General features: G+C 52.1%; 23 protein-coding genes. 6 read left to right on the top strand and 17 right to left on the bottom strand.

What is annotated here, in order from left to right; translation table 11 throughout:
* Window positions 1-179 precede the first annotated feature (179 nt).
* Together ACEN2G_RS12740 and ACEN2G_RS12745 are read left to right on the top strand one after the other, a co-directional pair.
* Window positions 180-944: an AzlC family ABC transporter permease gene (locus ACEN2G_RS12740; RefSeq protein WP_442022114.1), complete on the top strand. Its 765-nt coding sequence runs from the start codon at window positions 180-182 to the stop codon at window positions 942-944.
* Window positions 941-1,258 (top strand): AzlD family protein, encoded by a 318-nt coding sequence (locus tag ACEN2G_RS12745; RefSeq protein ID WP_442022116.1) that lies wholly within the window; start codon window positions 941-943, stop codon window positions 1,256-1,258. The genes ACEN2G_RS12740 and ACEN2G_RS12745 overlap by 4 nt, the downstream gene beginning before the upstream one ends.
* 190 nt (window positions 1,259-1,448) lie before the next feature.
* Here the strand turns inward: ACEN2G_RS12745 and ACEN2G_RS12750 are convergent, their stop codons facing one another.
* A complete protein-coding gene (locus ACEN2G_RS12750; RefSeq protein WP_442022118.1) occupies window positions 1,449-2,051 on the bottom strand; it encodes a DUF4202 domain-containing protein in 603 nt (200 codons plus the stop codon).
* Window positions 2,052-2,275: 224 nt separating this feature from the next.
* On the opposite strand from ACEN2G_RS12750, the gene hmpA reads away from it, so the two are divergent.
* From hmpA to ACEN2G_RS12765, 3 genes are all read left to right on the top strand, one after another.
* Window positions 2,276-3,472, top strand: a complete 1,197-nt coding sequence (gene hmpA / locus ACEN2G_RS12755; protein WP_442022120.1) for an NO-inducible flavohemoprotein — start codon at window positions 2,276-2,278, stop codon at window positions 3,470-3,472.
* 127 nt (window positions 3,473-3,599) lie between these two features.
* Complete coding sequence (locus tag ACEN2G_RS12760; protein ID WP_442022122.1) at window positions 3,600-4,433, top strand: HpcH/HpaI aldolase/citrate lyase family protein; 834 nt, start codon at window positions 3,600-3,602, stop codon at window positions 4,431-4,433.
* Window positions 4,434-4,664: 231 nt separating this feature from the next.
* Window positions 4,665-5,039, top strand: coding sequence for a glutathione S-transferase N-terminal domain-containing protein (locus ACEN2G_RS12765; RefSeq protein WP_442022124.1), 375 nt, complete (start codon window positions 4,665-4,667; stop codon window positions 5,037-5,039).
* A 55-nt stretch (window positions 5,040-5,094) separates the two neighbouring features.
* On the opposite strand, the gene ACEN2G_RS12770 is transcribed toward ACEN2G_RS12765, so the two are convergent.
* Window positions 5,095-5,256 (bottom strand): entericidin A/B family lipoprotein, encoded by a 162-nt coding sequence (locus ACEN2G_RS12770; RefSeq protein WP_442022126.1) that lies wholly within the window; start codon window positions 5,254-5,256, stop codon window positions 5,095-5,097.
* Between the two features lie 172 nt (window positions 5,257-5,428).
* Window positions 5,429-5,725 carry a hypothetical protein gene (locus ACEN2G_RS12775; protein WP_442022128.1) on the bottom strand — a complete coding sequence of 99 codons (297 nt, stop codon included), beginning with the start codon at window positions 5,723-5,725 and terminating at the stop codon, window positions 5,429-5,431.
* A gap of 131 nt (window positions 5,726-5,856) precedes the next feature.
* On the opposite strand from ACEN2G_RS12775, the gene ACEN2G_RS12780 reads away from it, so the two are divergent.
* Window positions 5,857-6,792: a lytic transglycosylase domain-containing protein gene (locus tag ACEN2G_RS12780; RefSeq protein WP_442022130.1), complete on the top strand. Its 936-nt coding sequence runs from the start codon at window positions 5,857-5,859 to the stop codon at window positions 6,790-6,792.
* Between the two features lie 58 nt (window positions 6,793-6,850).
* Here ACEN2G_RS12780 and ACEN2G_RS12785 read toward each other — a convergent pair whose 3' ends face one another.
* From ACEN2G_RS12785 to fgIL, 14 genes are all read right to left on the bottom strand, one after another.
* Entirely contained in the window at window positions 6,851-7,756 is a 906-nt protein-coding gene (locus tag ACEN2G_RS12785) for an OmpA family protein (protein ID WP_442022132.1), read from the bottom strand.
* Window positions 7,756-8,616, bottom strand: a complete 861-nt coding sequence (gene motA / locus ACEN2G_RS12790) for a flagellar motor stator protein MotA (RefSeq protein WP_442022134.1) — start codon at window positions 8,614-8,616, stop codon at window positions 7,756-7,758. The genes ACEN2G_RS12785 and motA overlap by 1 nt, the downstream gene beginning before the upstream one ends.
* Entirely contained in the window at window positions 8,616-9,338 is a 723-nt protein-coding gene (locus tag ACEN2G_RS12795; RefSeq protein WP_442022136.1) for a FliA/WhiG family RNA polymerase sigma factor, read from the bottom strand. Before ACEN2G_RS12795 ends, motA begins: the two co-directional genes overlap by 1 nt.
* Before the next feature lie 2 nt (window positions 9,339-9,340).
* Window positions 9,341-9,832: a flagellar basal body-associated FliL family protein gene (locus tag ACEN2G_RS12800; RefSeq protein ID WP_442022138.1), complete on the bottom strand. Its 492-nt coding sequence runs from the start codon at window positions 9,830-9,832 to the stop codon at window positions 9,341-9,343.
* 368 nt (window positions 9,833-10,200) lie between these two features.
* Entirely contained in the window at window positions 10,201-11,583 is a 1,383-nt protein-coding gene (locus tag ACEN2G_RS12805) for a flagellar hook-length control protein FliK (RefSeq protein ID WP_442022140.1), read from the bottom strand.
* Window positions 11,580-11,909 carry a hypothetical protein gene (locus ACEN2G_RS12810; RefSeq protein ID WP_442022142.1) on the bottom strand — a complete coding sequence of 110 codons (330 nt, stop codon included), beginning with the start codon at window positions 11,907-11,909 and terminating at the stop codon, window positions 11,580-11,582. Before ACEN2G_RS12810 ends, ACEN2G_RS12805 begins: the two co-directional genes overlap by 4 nt.
* A 97-nt stretch (window positions 11,910-12,006) precedes the next feature.
* Window positions 12,007-12,402: a flagellar export chaperone FliS gene (fliS, locus tag ACEN2G_RS12815; RefSeq protein WP_442022144.1), complete on the bottom strand. Its 396-nt coding sequence runs from the start codon at window positions 12,400-12,402 to the stop codon at window positions 12,007-12,009.
* Between the two features lie 31 nt (window positions 12,403-12,433).
* Entirely contained in the window at window positions 12,434-13,741 is a 1,308-nt protein-coding gene (fliD, locus tag ACEN2G_RS12820) for a flagellar filament capping protein FliD (protein ID WP_442022146.1), read from the bottom strand.
* Window positions 13,742-14,254: 513 nt separating this feature from the next.
* Window positions 14,255-15,139 (bottom strand): lateral flagellin LafA, encoded by an 885-nt coding sequence (lafA, locus tag ACEN2G_RS12825; RefSeq protein WP_442022148.1) that lies wholly within the window; start codon window positions 15,137-15,139, stop codon window positions 14,255-14,257.
* Window positions 15,140-15,553: 414 nt separating this feature from the next.
* Complete coding sequence (locus ACEN2G_RS12830; protein WP_442022150.1) at window positions 15,554-16,570, bottom strand: hypothetical protein; 1,017 nt, start codon at window positions 16,568-16,570, stop codon at window positions 15,554-15,556.
* Window positions 16,571-16,836: 266 nt separating this feature from the next.
* Window positions 16,837-17,724 carry a flagellar hook-associated protein FlgL gene (gene flgL / locus ACEN2G_RS12835; RefSeq protein ID WP_442022152.1) on the bottom strand — a complete coding sequence of 296 codons (888 nt, stop codon included), beginning with the start codon at window positions 17,722-17,724 and terminating at the stop codon, window positions 16,837-16,839.
* A 217-nt stretch (window positions 17,725-17,941) separates the two neighbouring features.
* Window positions 17,942-19,261 (bottom strand): flagellar hook-associated protein FlgK, encoded by a 1,320-nt coding sequence (gene flgK, locus ACEN2G_RS12840; RefSeq protein WP_442022154.1) that lies wholly within the window; start codon window positions 19,259-19,261, stop codon window positions 17,942-17,944.
* An 18-nt stretch (window positions 19,262-19,279) separates the two neighbouring features.
* On the bottom strand, window positions 19,280-19,669 hold the full coding sequence (locus ACEN2G_RS12845; protein WP_442022156.1) for a rod-binding protein: 390 nt from the start codon (window positions 19,667-19,669) through the stop codon (window positions 19,280-19,282).
* Between the two features lie 118 nt (window positions 19,670-19,787).
* On the bottom strand, window positions 19,788-20,906 hold the full coding sequence (gene fgIL / locus ACEN2G_RS12850) for a lateral flagellar basal body P-ring FlgIL (protein ID WP_442022158.1): 1,119 nt from the start codon (window positions 20,904-20,906) through the stop codon (window positions 19,788-19,790).
* Window positions 20,907-20,909: the final 3 nt, after the last annotated feature.

Genomic DNA, 20,909 nt, shown 5'->3' on the forward strand with positions numbered 1-20,909 from the left:
GTGGTTTACAGCTAAGCCTTAACCTAACTCACCAAACAAAGAACCTAACCGAGCAGATCAGCGCGCTGTTTAAGAGCAAGTGGGTTACTAACGTAATGCATGAGTCGAGCAAAGAGTAGATTGGTACTGCCTTAGACTCGCCCCTTGTTAGCCATAATGCTATTCTTAGCGGCCCTTAAATGGATGAGCCCACTCGCACCATGGACACTTACGCAGCACAGGCCAAATTCGAGGCCGCCGATACTTGGCATGGCTTTAAACAGTTGTTACCACTGTCTTTTTTTGTGGGTGCTTTTGGCCTCGCCTTTGGCTTAGCGGCGGCTCAAGCGGGCTTAAGTAACGGCGCCATCGCCTTGATGAGCGCCTTGGTGTTTGCCGGCACCTCACAGTTTGCCGCGCTCGATATGTGGAGCATACAAGTGCCACTGCTGCCGCTGATGATCACCACCTTCGCCATTAATGCCCGCCACCTGTTGATGGGCGCGACTCTATACCCTTGGTTACGTTATTTACCGCCCACCCAGCGCTACGGCCTGATGCTGTTTGCCTCAGACGCCAATTGGGCACTGGCCATGCAGAGTTTTTATAAAGGCGAGCGCGCACTGGGCATCTTATTTGGCGGCGGCTTAGCCATTTGGTCGTGCTGGATGCTGGGCACTGGGATTGGTTTATATTTTGGCAGCGCCATTGAAGACCCCTTTAGCATAGGGCTAGACATGGTGCTGGGCTGCTTCTTGCTGGCCATGGCATTAGGTGGGCGCAAAGACGGCCGCACGCTCGTCATTTGGTTGGTCGCCGGCAGTTCTGCCATGCTGGCCTATTGGTGGTTACCGGCTAATAGCCACGTGGTAGTGGGGGCGCTATCCGGCGGTCTGTTAGGCGCTTTTTGGATGGAAAAGAGCGAACCTAAACACGAAACCGCGCAGGAGCAAGATAAGCCATGAACTTAGCCACCGCCGGCAATGGCACCTTACTCATTATTATAGTGATGGCATTAGTCACCTTGGCCACCCGCCTTGGTGGCGTGTTTGTGATGTCTTTTATCCCCTTTAATCAACGGGTACATCAGTTTATTACCGCTATGTCGGGCTCAGTACTGGTCGCCATTTTAACGCCCATGGCCATCAACGGCGACATAGGTGCGCGCGCCGCCCTGCTCACCACGGCATTAACTATGCTGATATTGAAGAAGCAGTTACCCGCCATTGCCGCCGGCATTATCGCCGCCGCGTTAAGCCGATATTTCTTTGTGGTGTGAAAGGTGAAGTACAGCGCTGAGCGCTGGGCTCAACAAAAAACATCTGACTTTGTAGCCGGCAACTTGTTCGCCGGTCCTGCGAAGCGGGAAGTTTTAGATTAAAAACCAAAACCGTGCCGAACAAGTTGGCACCCTACAAAAACAGCGCCTGCCTTTTGATTTGTGCTTTGGAGCTAAGCGCTTGGTGCTATTACGCCAGCGCTTTGCCTACCAACTCACTCACTTCCTCGCTCAACTTCAATTGCAAGGCGGCCGCTTGGCCCTCAAGTGACATCTTGCCCCAGGTTTTTTGAATGATGCCAATCAGCTTTTCTTGCGTGTGGCGCGTGGCAAAATCCGCCAAGTAATAGCGCATAAACACCAAACAAATGACGTCTTCTAAGGCTTGTACTTCGGGGTTGCGCTTTAGCTGTTTCTTTAGCAATAAGTCTTTAATGTCTGCTTGCTCGGCCTCGTTGTAGCCCACCTTTGCCATTAGCTCGGCGGTGAGATCGCCATGAAAGGCGCCCAAATCCTTGCGCCAGCGCTGGTAACCGGCGCGGTCCATCGGATAACTGGCCCGCGCTATGCTCCAGCGCTTAATGTGCTGAGCGCGACAGGCGATTTGCAGCAACTCGCTGGCATCAGGCACAAATTCGGCCTGCTGCTCAGTCATGCGCAGCCCGTATAAATACTCTTTCGGCCACGTTTGGCCATCGGCTTGCTCTTGATTAGGATCTTGCTGATTTTGCGCATCAATCAGCGCTAATACTTCTTTTAAACGAACAGTATTTAAACGGGAAACGGGTGTCATGGATAAATCCTTACTTTAAATGAGGGTGACACAGGCAAACGCCGAGAGTTCAAGGGCTACATTGTTACGCCTAACGCTGTAAATGCAAGCGCCACTCTCGGTCTAGCCCTCTGCTCAACTGGAGCCGCAGCATAAAAAATTCAAGTTCTTATTGATGCATATCAAATGGCACTATAAAATAGCCATTAAGTTGCATTCTAAATACACATTAAAAGGCGTTAATCATGCTCGATAGTCGCACCAGAGAAATCGTTAAAAGTACCGTTCCCTTGCTTGAAGCTGCTAATACTGCGCTCACCGAACACTTTTATAAGCGCATGTTTCGTGACAATCCCGAGCTGAAAGACGTGTTCAACCTCAGTAATCAAGCATCAGGCCGCCAGCCTGCCGCCTTGTTTAATGCGGTTTTAGCCTACGCTAAAAATATCGACAACCCAGCCGTGCTGGCCAGTGCCGTAGAGCGCATCGCGCAAAAGCACACCGGCTTTGCCATTACGCCGTCTCAGTACGATATCGTCGGCCATCACCTGTTAGAAACCATCAAAGAGTTAGCACCCGATGCGGCCACCCCCGAAGTGATTGACGCTTGGGCTCAAGCCTACGGCGCCTTAGCCGGCTTATTTATTGGTCGTGAAGAGCAGCTGTATCAGCAAAGCGAGCAAAAAGTCGGAGGCTGGCGCGGTTACCGCGACTTCGTGGTCGCAGAAAAAAAACAAGAGAGCACGCTTATCACTAGCTTCTTGTTAGTGCCTGCCGATGGCGGCGCTGTGCTCGACTTCTTGCCCGGTCAATATCTGAACCTGCACTTAGTTAGCCCTAAATTAACCAATAACGAATACCGCCAATATTCGCTGTGCCAAGCGCCAAATGGCCAGAACTATCGCATCGCGGTAAAACGCGAGCCAAACGGCGTGGCGTCTAACTTTATGCACGATGCAGTGCAGGTAGGCGACAAGTTGCAAGTATTGCCACCATCTGGTGATTTCTTTATGGAAGTCAGCGCAGATACACCTGTGGTATTAATCTCGGGTGGTGTAGGCCAAACGCCGATGCGCGCCATGTTGGATCAATTGATCAAGCATAAGCACACCGCCGATATTCATTGGCTGCACGCTTGTGAAGACGGCGCTCAGCACGCGTTTCAAGCAGACATTCAAGCCCTGCGCCAAGCGAACAGCAATCTAACAACCCATGTGTGGTATCGCACCCCCGGTGCTCAAGACCAGCCCAGCGAGCATTACAACACCGAAGGTTTCATGGACTTGAGCCAGCTAAAAGACAGTATCACCACCAGTAATACGCATTATTACTTCTGTGGTCCGCTGCCGTTTATGGCCATGATTAAAGAAACATTGGCTGCTTGGGGTGTGAGTGATGATCGCCTGCACTACGAGGTTTTTGGCCCGCACGAGAGCCTGTAATCCCACCTAGATCTCAGTCTCTGGCAATCTGCATTTACAGGTGTGGCGCACTGGTCTAAATAGAAGACTCCATTACAAGGTTGAGCCACTCTCTTAAATAGACGGTCTCGAGGACACAGGGGTTTTTATGGATATCAATGCGCTACAAACACTGCTCTTCGTTCCGGCTAATCGGCCGGAGCGGTTTGATAAGGCACTAGCCAGTGGGGCCGATGCCATCATCATCGACTTAGAAGATGCGGTACCGGCCAGCGAAAAAGACGCCGCCAGTACCTATTTAAGTCATTGGCTAGAACGCCAGCCCGCTCACTCAGTATTAATCCGCATTAATGGCACCGGCAGCCCTTGGTTTAACCAAGATACCAAGCTGTGTCGCTCCTCCGCCGTGGCCGCCATAGTGGTGCCTAAAGCCGACGATCCGCTCGCCTTAACCGACTTGGCGCATCGCTGCGAAAAGCCCCTGTTACCCTTTATTGAATCCGCCCTCGCCTTTACTCGCCTAAACGAACTGGCCCGTGTGCCTAATGTGGCGAGGTTCTTGTTTGGCAAATTAGACTTGGCCCTAGACTTGGGCATGGATTATCCGCCGCCCGCCGGTGAACCCTTAGACGAAAATGCATTTTTGTATGCTCGCAGTCAGCTAGTCATGTGCTCACGGGTGCACGGCTTAGGTGCGCCCATAGATGCGATTTACACCGCCATTCACGATGAAAAAGGCCTCACCGATTATGCTCGCCAAGGCATGCGGCTGGGTTTTAGTGGTTTCTTGCTGATCCATCCAGCACAGGTAATACCGGCACAAAAGGCACTCAAACCCACCAGTGCACAAATTGCTTGGGCCAAACACGTGTTAGCAGCAGAGGAGCGAGAGAAAGGTGCGGTAGTGGCGGTGAGTGGCAACATGGTCGACTTGCCGGTAATGGCCAGAGCCAAGAGAATTATGGAATTGATTGAAAGATGAAGTACAGCGCCGGGCGCCCAGCACCAAGCGGCGCACACCGAGCTAGAAACTAAAAAGCATGAAACAAACGTATAGCGCCGAGCCTTAAACTCGGTGTTTTCTTTGGCTTATCGCTGACGGCTTAAAGCTGACCGCTGCCGTTTCGCATTTCCTCATCAAAGCATTTGCAGATACAATCCCTGTTTGATTTTCAGATAAGCGGCCTTAGGCGCTTATCATAAGGGAGCCGTTATGCTGGTTAAACTGTTACGCAATGGAATTGGGGGCCTGTGGCAACTGGGCGATTTAATTACCCGGCCCACTAAAATGCGCCGTTCAATTGAGGCACAAGCCCAAGTGGATGCAGCCTGTAGCGAATTGGCGCTGTATCAGCTGCCCCGCTGCCCATTTTGCATTAAAGTGCGCCGAAACATGCACAAGCTTAATTTGCCCATAGCGTTGCGCAACGTTACGCCTGGCTCGCCTTATCGCGATGAGTTACAAGCAGAGGGAGGACGAGTCAAGTCGCCTTGTTTGCGCATAGAAGAAAACGGTGCAAGCCGTTGGATGTATGAGTCGAACGATATTATTGCGTATTTAGAACAGCGGTTTGCCAATATAAAATAGCAAGCAATAAGCATTTAACAGAAATATGCCAGCAGCGCACTGCTGGCATAAAAAATTAGTAACCTTGCTGCACGTCACGAGCGGCATCTGTTACTGCCTCACCACCACGTTGCACATCTTTACCGGCACCTGCCACAGTATTACAGCCCGCCAAACCACCCACCAAGCCCACTACCATCAAGATCGCCATTAATTTTTTCAAAGATAGCTGTTTCATGATTTGTCCTTCTTTGTGTGAGTAAACAAATTTAGTGTAGACCCAACTGCAGAGCATAACGACCTTCAGCGGCCTCGAACGGACTCAAGTTGTCGCATTTATCTATGAAAAAACGCGTGCTCATTTTTAATGCTTGTGGTTCATAGCCGTGCTTAATAATAGTCCTGCTTTATTAGGGAGCAATTAAGGTGGCACGCATCAAGAGCAGCGCCAACAACAAACCTGCCCCCACCACCGGATACACCAAGTAACCGTCACCGCTGCGCCTAGCCTGCAAATGTAATAAACGCACCAGCAACCACTGATAAGTCAGTAACAATAGGCTCACCATGCCAAACTTTGCTAAAGGCCACTCATGGCTGCTAAAGCCATAGCCGAACAGCAAGCCGCCATTGAGCAAAATTAAATACAGCGTGACCTTATGTAAAAATAGCCCTAGCACAGAGCATTCCTGAGTCGATTTTCGCACTGAGCCTCCTGTTCGCTCCGCCGTTAATCATCCATAACGACCTGTCATCCAAAAAAATTGAGCGTCGAGAGGAGTGCTGCGCACAATATTCGACCTTGAGCTTGCCATTTAGGTACGGAACTTGCTAATGCATGAGCATGAAACGACTTACTCTGCTTATCTTTCCCTTGCTGCTTAACCTGTTACTTAATTTGGCGGTTAATGCCTCGGCGCAAGCCGCGCCATTCTCGGCGGCGGTTTATAACAGGCCAGAAGTGCAACAAGAGCTAGCCTACCTACAAAAGCACCCTGGCCATTTAACGCGCAGCCGCGCGCGCGCGGAAACTTGGCTTCCTCACTTGCTTCCCATGTTGCGCCAACGCCAGCTGCCTCTGGAGCTGGCTTGGCTGCCGGTGGTAGAGAGCGCCTATCAAACGGGTGCCGAATCGCCGGTCGGTGCCGCCGGTTTATGGCAGTTTATGCCCGCCACTGCCCAACATTTTGGTTTAATCATAGATAGTGAATTTGATGGCCGTTATGCCACGCTCAGTGCCAGCCGCGCCGCCATGCAGTATTTATCTAAGTTACATCAGTATTTTGACGGCGACTGGCTATTGGCACTAGCCGCCTATAATGCGGGCGAAGGTCGAGTGGCGCGCGCCATCAAGAAAAGCGGCACCCGTGATTTTTGGCAACTGCCGTTACCCGAAGAAACGCGCCGCTATGTGCCGCGCTTTATTGCCGTACAAAAGCTTTTGGCTACGCCGTTCACTCGCAACCTTTCGCCATTAACCGAGCACAAAATTCAGGGGCCCATAGCGTTAACGCAATTAGCACGGCAATTAGGCGTGCCCATCGCCGAATTAAAACATTGGAATGGCGCCATTAAAGGCCAGATGCTGTCGCAAGCGCGGGAGTATTCAATTTTGGTGGCAGACAAAGGCTACTATCAGGCGGATCCACATGTGGTGATTGCGCCACAACCGTTATTTATGGCGCCCGCAGCAGGCTTAGATATTTCTACCACAGGCGCACTATTTAGTGCCGGCACCGCCATCTTCGACCCTGCGCCACCGGCGGGCTGGTGATTTAGCGCTGCGCGCAATGGTGAATGGTGAATTAAACATTAACCATTCAACATTACTTTTAACGTTTGGCGTTCAAATCTGCTTTATTAGCCTCATTGTTGGGCAAACCCGCCTCAAACAGGTGCAGTAATAGTTGCTCGGCATCGCTACTTAATAGCATTAATTCCACGCGTCTGTTGTCGCCGGAGGTAGGATTTTCTAGATCAAAGGGCGCTTGGTCAGCCATGGCCGCAACTTGCAGCACGCGCCCAGCAGGCACGCCAGACAGCTCTAATAACTGGCGCACATTTTGTGCTCTGGCACCTGACAAATCCCAGTTAGAATAATTTTGGCTCACGTAGCGCACCGAGTCGGTATGGCCAGAGATCACCAGTCGGTTTTCTACCTTAGTAAAAATAGGCGCCATGGTTTTCAGTAACTGCGCAAATTCATCTGCCAAGCGCGCACTGCCGCGATTAAACATCGGCTTGTCACTGTGGTCGTGAATTTGAATGCGCAGCCCCTCAGGCACCACATTGAGCTGTAGGTTATCGGTCATGCCTTGTTGCTCGGCCAACTGGCTAATCATCATGGCGAGGCGCTGCTTATCTTCTGTGCTTTCTACTCGTCCTGGGCGTAAGTCCTCAGGGCTGAGCAGGGGCTGAGTGGCCAACGACACATCTTGCAACATGGAAGACTGGCCCGGAATTTGTGCCACCGGTTGGCCTTTCATATCGGCTGGAAACGGCGTGCCCCCTAATAAATACGGGCTGCCGTTGCCATCAAACACCGAATAATCACGCATCTGACTCGTCACTTCTTCGCGCTCTTGTTCGCTAGACACCGCCAAAATCCACAGCACCATAAACAACGCCATCATGGCCAAAGCAAAGTCGGCAAAGGCCACCTTCCAAGCGCCGCCATGGCTGCCTTCTGCCTTAGCGCGAGACTTGCGCTTCACGATTACCGTTCCTTGATTGCGCATTAGCTCGCTTCCGTTTCCGTCAACCAAGATTCCATGGCAATAAAGCTCGGCTTAATGTCTTGCTCTATGATCTTGCGCCCCGCATCCACAGACAACAGCGGCGACTTGCCACTGATATGAGAGACTAAAATAGCGGCCACGCACTCCAACGCCGTAATGCGTCGCCCTACCCATTGCTCCATGGCATTGCTGGCGGGGCTAAATAAGCAATAACAAACGAAGATGCCCAAGAAGGTGCCCACCAAGGCGGCAGCCACGTGCACGCCTATGTAGGTCAACGGGCCATCTAGGTGCTGCATGGTAATAATAATACCCATCACAGCAGCTAAAATACCGAAACCTGGCATGGCGTCAGCGGTTTTGGCCAGCGCGTGTGAAGGCTTGATCATGCTCTCTTCCAGCGCCTCAACTTCCAGATCCAGTAAGGCTTCCAGCTCGTGGGCGCTGAGTTTACCCATGCCTAACATGCGTAAGTTATCGATAATAAAACCCAGCAATTCTGGATGCGCTAATACCAAGGGGGCTTGGCTAAATAAGGGGCTGCTTTGCGGCGCCTCCACATGCCCGTCCAGCGCTTTTAAGCCTTTCAGACGCGTTTCTTGTAACAGCTGATGCATCAGCGGCAGCAGTTGTTGATACAAAACCGCATCGTCTTTTTGGCCGCGAGCAATCGCCTTAAGCTGCTGCCAAATGCCTTTCAGCACGGCGGTGGAATTGCCCAAAATCAAGGCGCCTAAACCGGCACCCAAAATGATGATCATTTCCGCCGGTTGCCACAGCGCGGCCAGCTGGCCGTTAGCCATAACAAAACCACCGAATACGCAAATCAAAATGACCGCAAGCCCTAACAGCTTCTGCATTATATTTCTCCGTTTGCTGCCAGTGTGCGGTTTAATAACGCCAAACACTGTTTATGTAATTGACACACTCTGGATTCAGTTAAATCCAAAACTAAGGCGATTTCTTTCATGTTCAGCTCATGCTGATAATACAAAGACATTAAACGCTGCTCCCGCTCGGGCAGTCGTACCAGTAGGCTTTGTATTAGCTGGGCTTGTTCTTGTAGCGCATGACTATCGTCTTGCGTGGGCTCAACGCCTTGCTCCAACAACACTTGCAAGCTGTCCATCTCGGCCATCTCACCGGCACACAAAATTTCGTGTAACTCGCTTTGGTTGATATCCAAGGCCTGCGCCAGCTCGGCTTCGGTGGGCCGCCGGCCCAGCGTACGCATCAAATCGCGTTCGACTTGGGCACATTGATGACTCTTTTGCCGCAACTGGCGCGGCCGCCAATCGTGGCGGCGCAACTCATCTAAAATGGCACCGCGCACCCGCTTATAGGCGAAGCTACCAAAACTGGCATCGGGCTCACCACCATAACGGCGCAGCGCTTCTAACAAACCCATGATGCCAATTTGCGCCAAGTCATCGGCATCGATCAGGGTGTTGGTTTGATGGCGCAACTGACCCAGCACCCGCTTCACCAACGGCAGATATTGATTCAGCCAGAATTGTTCATTTTTGGCCGGCACAGCCGCGAGCGGCGGCTCTTCTAGCGGCCAGTCTTGCAATGGCAGCATGACTACTGAATAACCAGCTTAGTGATCAGCACGGCTTCTACCGAAGGATCATACTGGTAGCTAACCAAGCGCTCGTTAAGTGCGGTTTTCAGCTCTTGCTCAAAGTGACTCAAGTCTTGCAGCTGCTCTTGCACCTGCTGGTGATCAAAGCTGCTGAAATAGCTGAGCGTAGTGTTGCGCAGCGCTGGCAGTACCGTATCCCACAACACTAGCTGTTCAGGGTGGCGGCTCATTAGCGCCAGCTCCAGCACCATATAACGGTTGCGTTCTAAGCTTGGTAGGCCGATCACAAACTGCTCTAACGGTTTAAATTGCGGCTCGACTGCGACGACGGGCTCTGGCTCAAACCAAGCGGCCATGCCTCCGTCTATAAAGCGAGTTTTATAATCCGCCAACACAAAAGTGCCCACGCCCATGCCGCTCAGTAACACCACTACCAGCAAGACTAAGCTCAGTTTACCGCGCGATTTTTTAGCTGTTTTTTCTTCTGCCACTTGTTGTTCCTTTAAATAAAATGACGCCCTTCGGGCAGCGATAAGCTTGAAGCCCTAAGCGGTCAGCTCAGACTTAGTTCAATGCCTTAATAACTAAAGATATATCTGCCACGGAATCCACAAAATCCACGGAAAAATAGAGATCAAATCTGAAAAACCCTCTTATGGTAAAAGCCAGCCCCAAAATGCTATAAATGAGACTCAAAAATCTTAGGGGTTAGCTCTTACCAACCAAAGGCTCTTGTCGCTCGTGAACTGCTTTCGTGCGTTCCGTGTTTCTCGCAATAAAGAGTCGTGGCAAAAATAGCCCTAGTCTTTGCTCGTGCTCTTTAACTGACAGCTTACGGCTCACCGCAGGTGCTGGGTTCTTAGACCAAGGCATTAACCCAACCACGTACAGACGCGCCTTGCCGCTCTAACGCAGCAGCTTCACGCTCGGCAATGGAGATGGTGCCCTCCCCTTGGTGGGTTTCATCTTGGCTGTTATCTTCCTGAGGTGAAGCGTCGTCCTGGCCCACGCTCACTTCAACGCCGCCACTGTGGTGCGGCAATAAGTCATTGCGCAGCCTGTCCGCATGGGCGTTCAGCGCATCACGCACTGCACCTTGGCTGGCCGCAATATGAATATGTAACTTGTCGCCTTCGAGGCGAATACTCAGCTCTAAGCGGCCCATTTCTGGTGGATCTAACTTGATCCGCGCCTGTTGCACCTCTTGATTGAGCTGCAACTCGACTTTTTCTTTTAGGGTGTGTAATAACTGCGCCCCTAATTGCGCCTTGTTAGTCGAATCCACTGCCACCGGCGCCCACTCGTGTATTGGCACACTGGCTCGGCCCAGATGCGATGTCACATGCGCCCCACTCGACGTTAGGCTATGGCTGGCTTCTTCAACCTTAACTGTGGCTATAGATGTAGAACCGCTGGCTAATTGTTGCTGTAACACTTTATTAGCCGCCAACTGAGTTATCGGCGCCTGACTGGACTCGATAACAGTGGCTGAGAAACCCAAACGCCGCTCAGCCGTCGCACTGGCTGCCTGCAACAGAGCGCCCTCGGCGTGGACTGTCGCATCGGCCTTTGATGCTGCTTGCCCTGAAACTACTTGTCCTGGAACTACTGGCTCTGAAACCACTTGCCCCAATGCGGTTTGCGCAATTGCAGCTTGGCTCGCTGCGGCTTGCGCATTCGCCGTTGGCATCTCGCCTGCTTCGCCGCTGGTTTTACCGGCCATGGCATCAACCATAGCCGCCATTTTCCCGAACGCCGTCGATCCAATTTGCTCACTGCCCACACCGCGACTGTAATGCCAATGCCATAGCTGAGTTGCCGGCTCCGCCAGTGCATCGGCGTTGGCTAATACGTCAAGCTCGCTAGCCGTGACGAATAACGGCAGCTCAGTACTTACGCCTGCAACCAAGTCAACATTAAGCTCAGCATTCGAGTCCACATTGGGATCGGCACCGAGTTCGGCATTGAGCGTCTCTTCGCCAAGCAAACCTGAGGCTGCGCTCTCGTTCATGTCATTAACCACAGTCGTTTTGGGCGCTGATGCTTCAAGCGGCGCCTTAGATTGATTGCTGCTGGCTTGTTGCACCGACTCGGCGAGCGATTCGGCAAAGTCGGATTCATTGCTAACGTCGGCTTGGTCCGCAAAACCATTGGCAGCGGGAGTTTGCGCGGCTACCTGAGAATTGCGACCACTTGCTTGAGAGGCCGTTTGCGGGCCGGCGCTGGCTGGCAAGCCCATCATGAGGTTTCACCTAATTGCTCAACCCAGTCGTAGGCCAGCTCGCCTTCGCGTTGTTGGCGCAAGCTAAGCAACTGCTGCTCCAACTCACCGACTTGCTCGCACACTTGCTGCCACAGCTGGCGATACTGCGCGGCAAATTGTGCCAACACTTGTTGCTGCTGCGCGGTCAATTTCGGCTTATAAGGTGCCAACTCTTGTAAACACTGCTGCAGTTGAGCGTCGAGCTGGGTGAGCGAGTCCCAATTTTTGGCTTGCACCGCTTGGCTAATCTGCTGTTGCAACGTCAGCACGCGGCCAAATAGAGGCGCTAACACGGAGCGACTCATGACCGCCTCTCGGCGCCCATGGCGGAATCAAGTGTTCCGCAGCGGCCACTTAAGTTCCGAACCAAAAGGTTCCGCTTGAGAAGATTTTGTTCCCGCATTAGGCATCAACCTCTGTGCCCAAGCCCTGCCAGCCGGCACGCAAGTCTGCCAGCACCTTGAGTACCGGTAATAACTGGCTGGCATCGTTATTGACGCTGGCACTAAACAGTTGGCGGCCACAATAGTCGTACAGCTGGTGTAAGTTTTCAGCCAAGGCACCGCCTTGCTGTAAGTCGAGCGCACTGTCTAAACCACCAATAATATCAATGGCTTTGGCAACACTCTGGCCTTTTTCGGCTAAGCGACCAGCCAACATATGCCCCTCGGCACGGGCAATTTCATCTAATAGTCCGTCCATCAACATCAACACCAACTCGCGCGGCGAAGCTTGCGCCGCCCGCGCGTCGGTTTGGGTGTGTTGATAAACATCAAAGCCAGAATCGGCATCAAACATGGGGCGCTCCTCCCTTGGTTAACCTTGTGAGTTAAAACATGCCCATGGTCTGTTGCATTTGTTGTGCCAAAGTATTCATGCGCGTGAATTGACTTAAATAACGCTGATAGGTTTTGTCCATGCGCAGATCCAGCGCCTCTTGACGATCGGTAATGCGATCCAACCCAGTTTTCAGGCTTTGCTCACGCTGTACAAACACACCGTTGCGATCTAAATAGGGCTTGGTATCGGCTTCTAGGCGGGTAAACAAGCCATCAGCACCGGTTAGCGCCGTTTCTAATGCGCCGGGTTTATCTTGCTGTAACTTGGCCATGGCGGCGGTGTCGAGTGACAACTTGCCGTTTTTATCGGTTTTAATGCCCAATTCAGCCAAGCTGGTGCCTGTGCCCGGGCTGGATAAGGTAGAACGCAAGCGATCCAACAAACCCCGGCTCATGCTATCGCCACTCAAGGCGGCGGTTTTGCCCTCTTTACTGCGGGTTTGCTGCTCCACTTCAGTGACCAAGGCGTTATAAGCCGAGACTATGCCCTCAAGCGAGCTTTCAATGGCCGACTGATCCGTGGCCACCGTCAGGCTTAAAGGCGCATCGGTATCGCCATGGGCTTTAGTGACAGTGAGGTTTAAGCCGTCAATTTGGCCATCGAAGGTATTGGTGCTGCTTTTAAGTTCCAAACCGCCGACGCCGCCTGCAGCACTGCCCAGTTTAACCACCGCATCCTGCGCTTGGCTGAGCTGGGTTCTAGTGCTCATAGCTGTTTCAAGCGCGGTAAAGCTGGCTTCGCCGTTACCGCCCGTCACACTCACATTCATGCTTTGGCTTTCACCGGTTTTGGCGCTGGTTAACAGCAACTGAGTTTCGCCACCGCTGCGAATTAACGAGGCAGTCACACCTTTGTTATCCGGTGACTTGTTAATGGCATCGCGCAACTCGGTTAAGCCACCGCCGTTTAGCGTCGCCAAGTCCACACTCAGATTAGTGCCATCCAGTCCGATCTCCAGCTTGCCTTGAGTCGGTGCCTTCCAGTCTTCCGCCAGTGTCAGCGCCTGTTGATCCGCCTGCGCCAGCTGCTTTACAAACAGCTGATAGTTGGCGTTGGCGGCACCGGTTTTTACGGTGGCACTCATAAAACCATCAGCAGAAAAAGTAGCCGATTGGCTTTGTAAGCCCTTGCCCGTGGTCAGCGCCTTTAGGCTGTCTTGCAGGCCCTGCAGCTTGTCTTTAATTTTGCCATACGCGGCTTTTTGACCACTCAACTGGCTTTGCTGATTTTTCAACAAACGGTCTAATGGAGCCCGATCCGCTGAGGTCAGCATCTGTGCCATAGACGAGGGATCCATACTGCCCATTCCAAACATGACTATGCCCTTTAGTGATTCTTATAATTGAGAGTAAAAACTGTTAGCTAGGGAGAACGACCTTAAAAGCGAAGAACTTAAGGGCTTAGAGATTTTTTGCCACGGAACGCACGGAAAAATAGAGATAAGTACGAAAAGTAATCTTAAGGGGTAAGAACAATACCTACACATTCAATTGCTTAGCTTTTGTCGCTATTGAATTGGTACTTGTCCGTGCGTTCCGCGACTCTCACCGCAAAGAAGCGTGGCAAAGAAGTCTGTAGGCTCGATCTTTAATGGCTATTGATAGAAAACAGGCAAAAAAAAGCGGCTCATGATGAGCCGCAAAAATCTACCTTACATACCTTCATACGCGTAACGCACAACCGTTAAATAAGACAGACAACATAAAACAAAGCAGTTAGGGCCTGACCATAGGCCCTAGCTGATATAGAGAAGGAAACTTTACTACTAAAGCTGCACTATTAACGCAGCTTTCTATTAACGAAACTTATCTTAACGTAACAAGGACATCACCAAACCGCTCATCTGGTTGGCGTTGCTCAGCACAGACATGCCTGATTGCATCAGCATCTGGTTTTTAGACATGTTAGAGGCTTCTTGAGCGAAGTCGGCATCCATGATACGGCCTTTTCCTGCTTCGGTATTTTCACGCATGTTGCCCAAGTTAGTAATGGTGTGTTCCAGACGGTTGATATTGGCACCAAACTGAGAACGCACAGTACCAATCGCTTTCAATGCTTCATCAGCTAGAGCAATAGCGCCACTAGCACCAGCTTGAGTGTCTAATTTGGCATCCGCTGCTGGAGCTGCAGCAAATTGCGTATTAAGAGCAGCAAGAGCTGTAGATACGGCTTTAACGTTAGTACCGACTTGTAAGTCCAGAGTTTCGGTATTACTAGCACCAATTTGGAATTTTACGCTATTGGCTGTCATACCAAACTTACCAGCGTCACCATCTATAGCAAACAAGGCTTCGCCTGCGTATTTAGTGTTAGCCGTGATATTGGCGAGCTCTTTACCCAACTCGTTGAATTCTGCTGAAAGTGCTTTACGGTCATCGGCACCATTTGTGTCGTTAGCTGCTTGAGTCGTCAAGTCCTTCATACGCTGAACAATATTTGTCATTTCATCAAAAGCACCTTCACCAGTTTGCAGCATGGAGATGGCATCTTGCGAGTTACGCATAGCAACCGCCATACCGTTGCTTTGTGCTTGCATACGAGTCGCTATCTGCAGACCGGCGGCATCGTCGGCGGCGGAGTTGATACGAAAACCGGTACCCAAACGCTCCATGGCGGTGCCCAGCATTTTGTTGGTGCTGTTCAAGGTGTTCTGGGTTACCAGAGAGGTGTAGTTGGTATGAATAGACATGCCCATAATGATGTTCCTTTTTGACTTTTGGATAGGTGTTTTGCTTCAAAAAGATAAAACGGCACGGGTTTAGGGGAACTTGAATTTTATTTTAAAAATTTGAAAGGCCGCTGTAAGTTTTACGCCGTAAGCTGTCAGTTAAAACCTACCCATCGTTTACTCTGAGATCTTAAGTAGTTATCAACTTGGCTGCGAAACGATCCATTAAGCATTTCACATTGAGCGTGGGCACAAGAAATAAACAGATGATTCAATATCCCGACAGAGGAAGAAGGAAGTGCCGAAGCCGACCATCAAATACCATGGACGGTATTTGCTGAGCGTCACAAGGAGGTGGGTTAGCGCGTCGGCAGAGGCAGTCCTGCTGCCTCTGCACTCGCGTTCTGTTTAGACGCTTTTCTTTTTAGCTCGGAGCTAGAATTATTCCTTCCTAAGCAAGGCCACTGCGCTGTTGCGCGATACATGCGCTTGGGCGAGCAGTGCCGATACCAGCTTTTCGAACTTGCTGGCGCTGGCGGGCAAAGGCGCGGCGGGCTCTTTCGCTCCTGTTTCCTTAGTTACGACCGGCCACGCCTTGGCGGTTTGCTGCAAGATGATTTGGCGCTGTTCTTGCAACCGCTGCGAGTAATCCTGAATACGATTCATCACCCGATTAAGGTGCTCTCGCTCGCTCATTAACTCGCCTTTTTGCGCGGCGGCTTGCAAGGGTGCCAGTGCATCGGGCTCGGGCTTGGCTTTTATGAGTACCGGTTCGCCGGCGGGCACCCGCACACCCTCGCCTTGCATTAATATCGGTTGGCGCAAAATGGCATCGGCGCGCTCTTTGGCCACTAATTGCAACTTGCCCTGCTCCGACTCGGCGGTAATGCCCAGCGGCGCTAAATGACGATTGAGCTGCGAAAGCGTCACGGCGGGCCGCTGGCCCGGCGCTATGGTAATGCCCATGGCTTGTTGTTGGCCAGCCAGCAATAAGGTGACGCGCTCGCGCACCGAACGCGGGCTTAATAGGTCGACTTTATCGAGCTGATAACGGTGGCGCGCCGCATCACCCTCCAGTGCCACTGGCTGCAAGCGGGCATCGAGTCGGCCTTGTTGCTGCACATGTTGTGATAACAATGACAGTTGCTCGCCCCAGCGCTGTTGCTGCTCTGTGCTCATGGCAGAGGCTTGCAAGCGCTGGGCTAAGGGCCGCAATTGCTGTTGCGCCTGAGCCAGCGCCTGCTCGGCTGCTTGCAGCTGGGCAATTTGGTTTTGCGCCTCACTCAAGCGGCCCCACTGTTGATAGCGGGCCGGCGTGCTGTTGCCCGCGATCGCTTTAATGGGTGCAGTTGGAGAGCTTAAATTAAGACTTAAATCGGCGGCACTGGTGCCAATAATACCGGGCGCCGCGTCCAGTTGCGTGGATAACGACCCAACCCGTGGGCTAATCACCTGCATGGGTGAATTCCTTACGTTCTGTTACAAATAGCGTTGAGCTAAACAAAGGACTAATGATTTTTGCCACGGAAGAACACGGAACGCACGGAAAAATAAAGATAAGAGCGACAACAGAAAAAGCTATGGGGGTTAAGACCTTACACATTCATCATTCAATAGCTTCGCTCTTTTCGCTCTTGAACTTGTCCGTGCGTTCCGTGGATTCCGTGGCAAGAAAATCTCTAGTCTTAGTCTTTAAGCTCGGCGCTGCTCTTATATTTGGGTACTTATATCTGAGTAAACAAAGACAACTTATTCACGTTTACATAGGCCTGTTGGGTGCTTTGTAACGCCAGCAGCATTTGCTGCATGTTCATGGCGGCTTCGCCGTAGTCCAGCGCCGACAAGTCATTGTGTAAGCCTTGGCCAAACACCTGCATTTCGCCGTGGGCGGCCACCACTTGTTCTAGGCCGTTAATGCGCCCACCCAAGTCGGTCAGGGTTCGGGTGACGTTGCCGATGCCTGTGTCCATAGCAGTTAGCATCTTGCCCACTTGGGTGCTGATATCGCCCGCTTCGGTTTCTAGCACATTAATAAAGTCGTGCACTTCTTGCAGTGCTGTTCCGAGTAATTTTTCGGCGCTGTCGTTGGCCGCTATGGTCACGCCATTGGCGATGGCCACTTGGCGCTGATAGTCATCGCCCTGATAGGTAAAGGTACCGGGTGGATCTTCGACTATGGCGGGGGTGTCGGTTTTGGAGCCAGAAAACAGATAATGCCCTTCTTCGTTACGGCCATTGGCCAAACTGAGTAAGGTATCTTTTAACGACTCCATCTCTTGGATTAGCGCTTGGCGATCGGCTTGGCTGTAAGCGCCATTACCTGCTTGCACCGTCATGTCGCGCAGGCGCAGCAGCGTATCTTTCATGGCGTCAATTTGCGTTTCTTCCTGACCGAGGCGGCTTTTTACCTGCTCGGCATTTTTTTCATATTGGCTGAGCGCACTCAGCTCTTTGTCTATGCCTTGCAAGCGCACAGTGGCAAGCGGATCGTCCGACGGTTTAAGTAACCGATTGCCCGTGGCCATCTGTTGCAGCAGCTTGCCGTAGTCGCCACCGCTTTGCTCCATGCTTTGGATCATGACGCGTTGAATTTGTCCGGTACTTACCCGCATGCGAATTCCTTAATATGACGTGCTTCGTCAACTACAAAATATTTAAAAATTAGGTCTTGCGTCAGCTATCAGCCGTCAGCGTTAAGCTGTCAGGTAAGTTCAACTACCAAATCCTCCTGCTACGCAGAATTTCGCAGCTAAAACAGCGGCTACAGAGGTCGGCGTTTTTTGTTGAGCTGACCGCTTACGGCTTCAAGCTTACCGCTGCCCGCAGGGCTTAGATCATATTCAGCAAGGTGCTGAACAGCTGATCGGCGGTGCCGATGACCTTGGCGTTGGCTTGATAATTTTGCACATAGTTCATCATGTTCATCGCTTCTTCATCCAGATTCACGCCGCTCACGCCATCGCGCCTTGCTTGGGCTTGAATACGAATATTGCTCGAGGCGCCCGCATCCGCCTGCCACTGGGCGCTGCTGATGGCAAGCTTGCCTACCAAACCACGAAAGGCTTCATAGCTGTCGTCTTCTAAGCCCAATAAGGCCTGTAAGTTATCGTTGTTGCCCGGGGCATCGATTTGGCCAGATAAGGCTAAGTCTTCGGCGGTAAAATCGGCGCTCACGCGCAAGCTGCCGGCGGCGTCGCCTGGAGTAAAGCTAAACAACGGCTTACCGGCTGCATTATTTAAATCAAAGCCGGCGCCAAGCTGGGTATTCACTTTTTCTGCCAGTTGTTCGGCGATGGCGTTTAATTCGGCGCGGGCCGGTAATAATTGCTGCTCGCGGTGCAACAGTAAGCCACCTAAGCTGCCGCCAATCTCGCCGTCTAAAGAAAAGCTCTGCGTGCCAAACTGCACCGACAATTCGGTATCGTCGCGATTTATCGTTGCCGCCTGATTACCCAGCACCAAAGGCTGACCTTGGGGCAAGGTTACGTTTAATGTGCCATCTTGTTGGCGAGTGCTGCGCACTTCGACCAGTTGCGATAACTGGCGCACGGTTTCATCGCGTTTGTCTTCCAAGATGCCCACGCTGCCACCTTGGGCACCTATGGCTTTGATTTTGTCGTTTAACGTAGCGACTTGGCTTAGCAGGCTATTGGCTTGGCTGTTGCTGGCATCTAACTGATCCAACACGCGGCGCTCTTGGGCATCTATCTGATTACCCAAATGATTAAAGCGTTGGGCCAAGGCCTCACTGGCGGCAATGATCTGTTGGCGTGGCGCTATGCTTTGTGGCGTTTCGGCGGCGCTATGCAGGGCGGCAAAAAACTGATTTAGGCCGGGCAACAGGCTGCTGTCTTTGCTACCGAGCAAGGTTTCGAGTTGGCCTAAATAGTCGCTTACTTGCCCATGGCGGCCGGCATCAGACTCGGCGCGCCATAGCTGCCCCGTTAAAAAGTCGTCGGCCACGCGGCGCAAGCCCGTCACCTGCACGCCACTGCCTCCCATCACGCCAAAACCGGTTTGGCGGGCTGAGAGCTGTACTTCTTGGCGGCTGTAACCGGGCACATTCACGTTGGCCACGTTTTGACTCATGGTGTTGAGCGCCGTTTGTGCGGCCAGTAAACCCGATAAACCGTTGTTGATCATTGCCATCTTTATTATCCGTTCTTTTTATTGTCCGTTCTTGACAGCCCGCAGCGGTTGGCTAAAGGCAGCAATGGGTGCTTCTTTAGGTACAACGACACCGGTTTGAGAATTCTTTAATACGCCGCTTAATTGGCCCACCATCAGCTCACTTAATCCGGTTTGGCGCTGCGATGCCATGTTCATGGCCATCTGTCCGTCGTACCAATCACGCATCATGTCTTGCTGGGGGCCGCCGGCAAAAGGGCCGTCTTCATCACGCAATACATCGCTTGCCGAGCGCATGTTTTTTAATACCATCTGCAAAAACAGGCCTTCAAATTGCTCGGCCGCCTGATCTAAGCCTTGCTCGGGTGCTTGGCGCTTCACTTGCTCTAACCCTTGCCAGTTTAAATACTGGCTAGTCTCGGTTTTCATGATTAACTCCTCGCCAGTTGGCGGTTGGCCCGCAGGGCCGCGTACACAATGTTGAATGATTAATTTTTAATGTTTAATTCAACATTTAACACTTAAAATTTAACATTGCCCGAAGGGCCTAAAGCACCACCAAATCTGCATCTAGCGCGCCAGCTTCATCCAGCGCCTGCAATATCGACATTAAATCTGCCGGCTTGGCCCCTAGGCTGTTCACCGCCTGCACGATTTCATCCAATGACGTCCCCTCTGGCCAGACAAACATCTGGCCGGGCTCTTGATCCACTTTTAAGTCCGACTCGGGCGTGACTGTGGTTTGCCCCTGAGACAACGCATTGGGTTGGCTGACGTTGAAGCGCTCACTAATGGTCACGGTTAGGCTGCCATGACTCACGGCGGCGGCCTGCACTTTTACGTCTTTGCCTACAACCACAGTGCCGGTGCGACTGTTAAACACCACTTTCGGTCGTTCGGCACCCATCTCGACGCGTACATCTTGCAGCATCGACATAAAGGTCACGCGCTGGCGGCTGTTAGCCGGCGCGGTCAGCTCGATGGCGCGTGGGCCTAAGGCTTGCGCTACATCTGGGCCAAACACTTGATTGATGGCCAGCTCCACGTTGCGTGCGGTGCGAAAGTTGGCGTCTTTTAATTGCAGCGTGACCTTGGGCTCGCTGGCAAAATTAGATTCAATTTCTTGCTCTATCAGTGCACCGTTAGGAATGGTGCCCACGGTAGGTACGTTCACCGTCACCGAGGAGCCACTGTTGCCTTCTGCCTGCAAGCCACCCACCACTAAGTTGCCTTGGGCTACCGCATACACTTGGCCGTCTACACCGCGCAGCGGCGTCAGTAGCAAGGTACCGCCGCGCAGGCTACGCGCATCACCAATGGATGACACAGTCACATCCAAACTTTGGCCGCGCCCCGCCTGCGCTGGCAGCGCGGCATGCACCGCCACCGCCGCCACGTTTTTGAGGCGGGGGTCGGTATCGTCAGATAACTGCACGCCAAATTGGCGCAGCATATTGGTCATAGACTGGCCGGTAAATTTCACCTGCGCCTTATCACCCGTGCCCGACAAGCCCACCACTAGGCCGTAGCCCACCAGTTGGTTGTCTCGTATGCCTTGAATATCCACCACATCGAGCAAGGGCCGCTCGCGGCTTGCGGCCGTCGGCATCACGCCCAGCCAAAGGCTTAAGCACAGAGTGAGTAATGGCCAAGTCAAAAATTTCATCAT

The sequence above is a fragment of the Oceanisphaera sp. W20_SRM_FM3 genome (assembly GCF_052119705.1).
GTDB lineage: Bacteria > Pseudomonadota > Gammaproteobacteria > Enterobacterales > Aeromonadaceae > Oceanimonas.

Excerpts from the sequence above, each read along its gene's own strand:
- ACEN2G_RS12740 (WP_442022114.1), top strand. The coding sequence starts at position 180 with ATGGATGAGCCCACTCGCACCATGGACACTTACGCAGCACAGGCCAAA.
- ACEN2G_RS12745 (WP_442022116.1), top strand. The coding sequence starts at position 941 with ATGAACTTAGCCACCGCCGGCAATGGCACCTTACTCATTATTATAGTG.
- ACEN2G_RS12750 (WP_442022118.1), bottom strand. The coding sequence starts at position 2,051 with ATGACACCCGTTTCCCGTTTAAATACTGTTCGTTTAAAAGAAGTATTA.
- hmpA (WP_442022120.1), top strand. The coding sequence starts at position 2,276 with ATGCTCGATAGTCGCACCAGAGAAATCGTTAAAAGTACCGTTCCCTTG.
- ACEN2G_RS12760 (WP_442022122.1), top strand. The coding sequence starts at position 3,600 with ATGGATATCAATGCGCTACAAACACTGCTCTTCGTTCCGGCTAATCGG.
- ACEN2G_RS12765 (WP_442022124.1), top strand. The coding sequence starts at position 4,665 with ATGCTGGTTAAACTGTTACGCAATGGAATTGGGGGCCTGTGGCAACTG.
- ACEN2G_RS12770 (WP_442022126.1), bottom strand. The coding sequence starts at position 5,256 with ATGAAACAGCTATCTTTGAAAAAATTAATGGCGATCTTGATGGTAGTG.
- ACEN2G_RS12780 (WP_442022130.1), top strand. The coding sequence starts at position 5,857 with ATGAGCATGAAACGACTTACTCTGCTTATCTTTCCCTTGCTGCTTAAC.
- ACEN2G_RS12785 (WP_442022132.1), bottom strand. The coding sequence starts at position 7,756 with ATGCGCAATCAAGGAACGGTAATCGTGAAGCGCAAGTCTCGCGCTAAG.
- motA (WP_442022134.1), bottom strand. The coding sequence starts at position 8,616 with ATGCAGAAGCTGTTAGGGCTTGCGGTCATTTTGATTTGCGTATTCGGT.
- ACEN2G_RS12795 (WP_442022136.1), bottom strand. The coding sequence starts at position 9,338 with ATGCTGCCATTGCAAGACTGGCCGCTAGAAGAGCCGCCGCTCGCGGCT.
- ACEN2G_RS12805 (WP_442022140.1), bottom strand. The coding sequence starts at position 11,583 with ATGATGGGCTTGCCAGCCAGCGCCGGCCCGCAAACGGCCTCTCAAGCA.
- ACEN2G_RS12810 (WP_442022142.1), bottom strand. The coding sequence starts at position 11,909 with ATGAGTCGCTCCGTGTTAGCGCCTCTATTTGGCCGCGTGCTGACGTTG.
- fliS (WP_442022144.1), bottom strand. The coding sequence starts at position 12,402 with ATGTTTGATGCCGATTCTGGCTTTGATGTTTATCAACACACCCAAACC.
- fliD (WP_442022146.1), bottom strand. The coding sequence starts at position 13,741 with ATGGATCCCTCGTCTATGGCACAGATGCTGACCTCAGCGGATCGGGCT.
- lafA (WP_442022148.1), bottom strand. The coding sequence starts at position 15,139 with ATGGGCATGTCTATTCATACCAACTACACCTCTCTGGTAACCCAGAAC.
- ACEN2G_RS12830 (WP_442022150.1), bottom strand. The coding sequence starts at position 16,570 with ATGCAGGTGATTAGCCCACGGGTTGGGTCGTTATCCACGCAACTGGAC.
- flgL (WP_442022152.1), bottom strand. The coding sequence starts at position 17,724 with ATGCGGGTAAGTACCGGACAAATTCAACGCGTCATGATCCAAAGCATG.
- flgK (WP_442022154.1), bottom strand. The coding sequence starts at position 19,261 with ATGGCAATGATCAACAACGGTTTATCGGGTTTACTGGCCGCACAAACG.
- ACEN2G_RS12845 (WP_442022156.1), bottom strand. The coding sequence starts at position 19,669 with ATGAAAACCGAGACTAGCCAGTATTTAAACTGGCAAGGGTTAGAGCAA.
- fgIL (WP_442022158.1), bottom strand. The coding sequence starts at position 20,906 with ATGAAATTTTTGACTTGGCCATTACTCACTCTGTGCTTAAGCCTTTGG.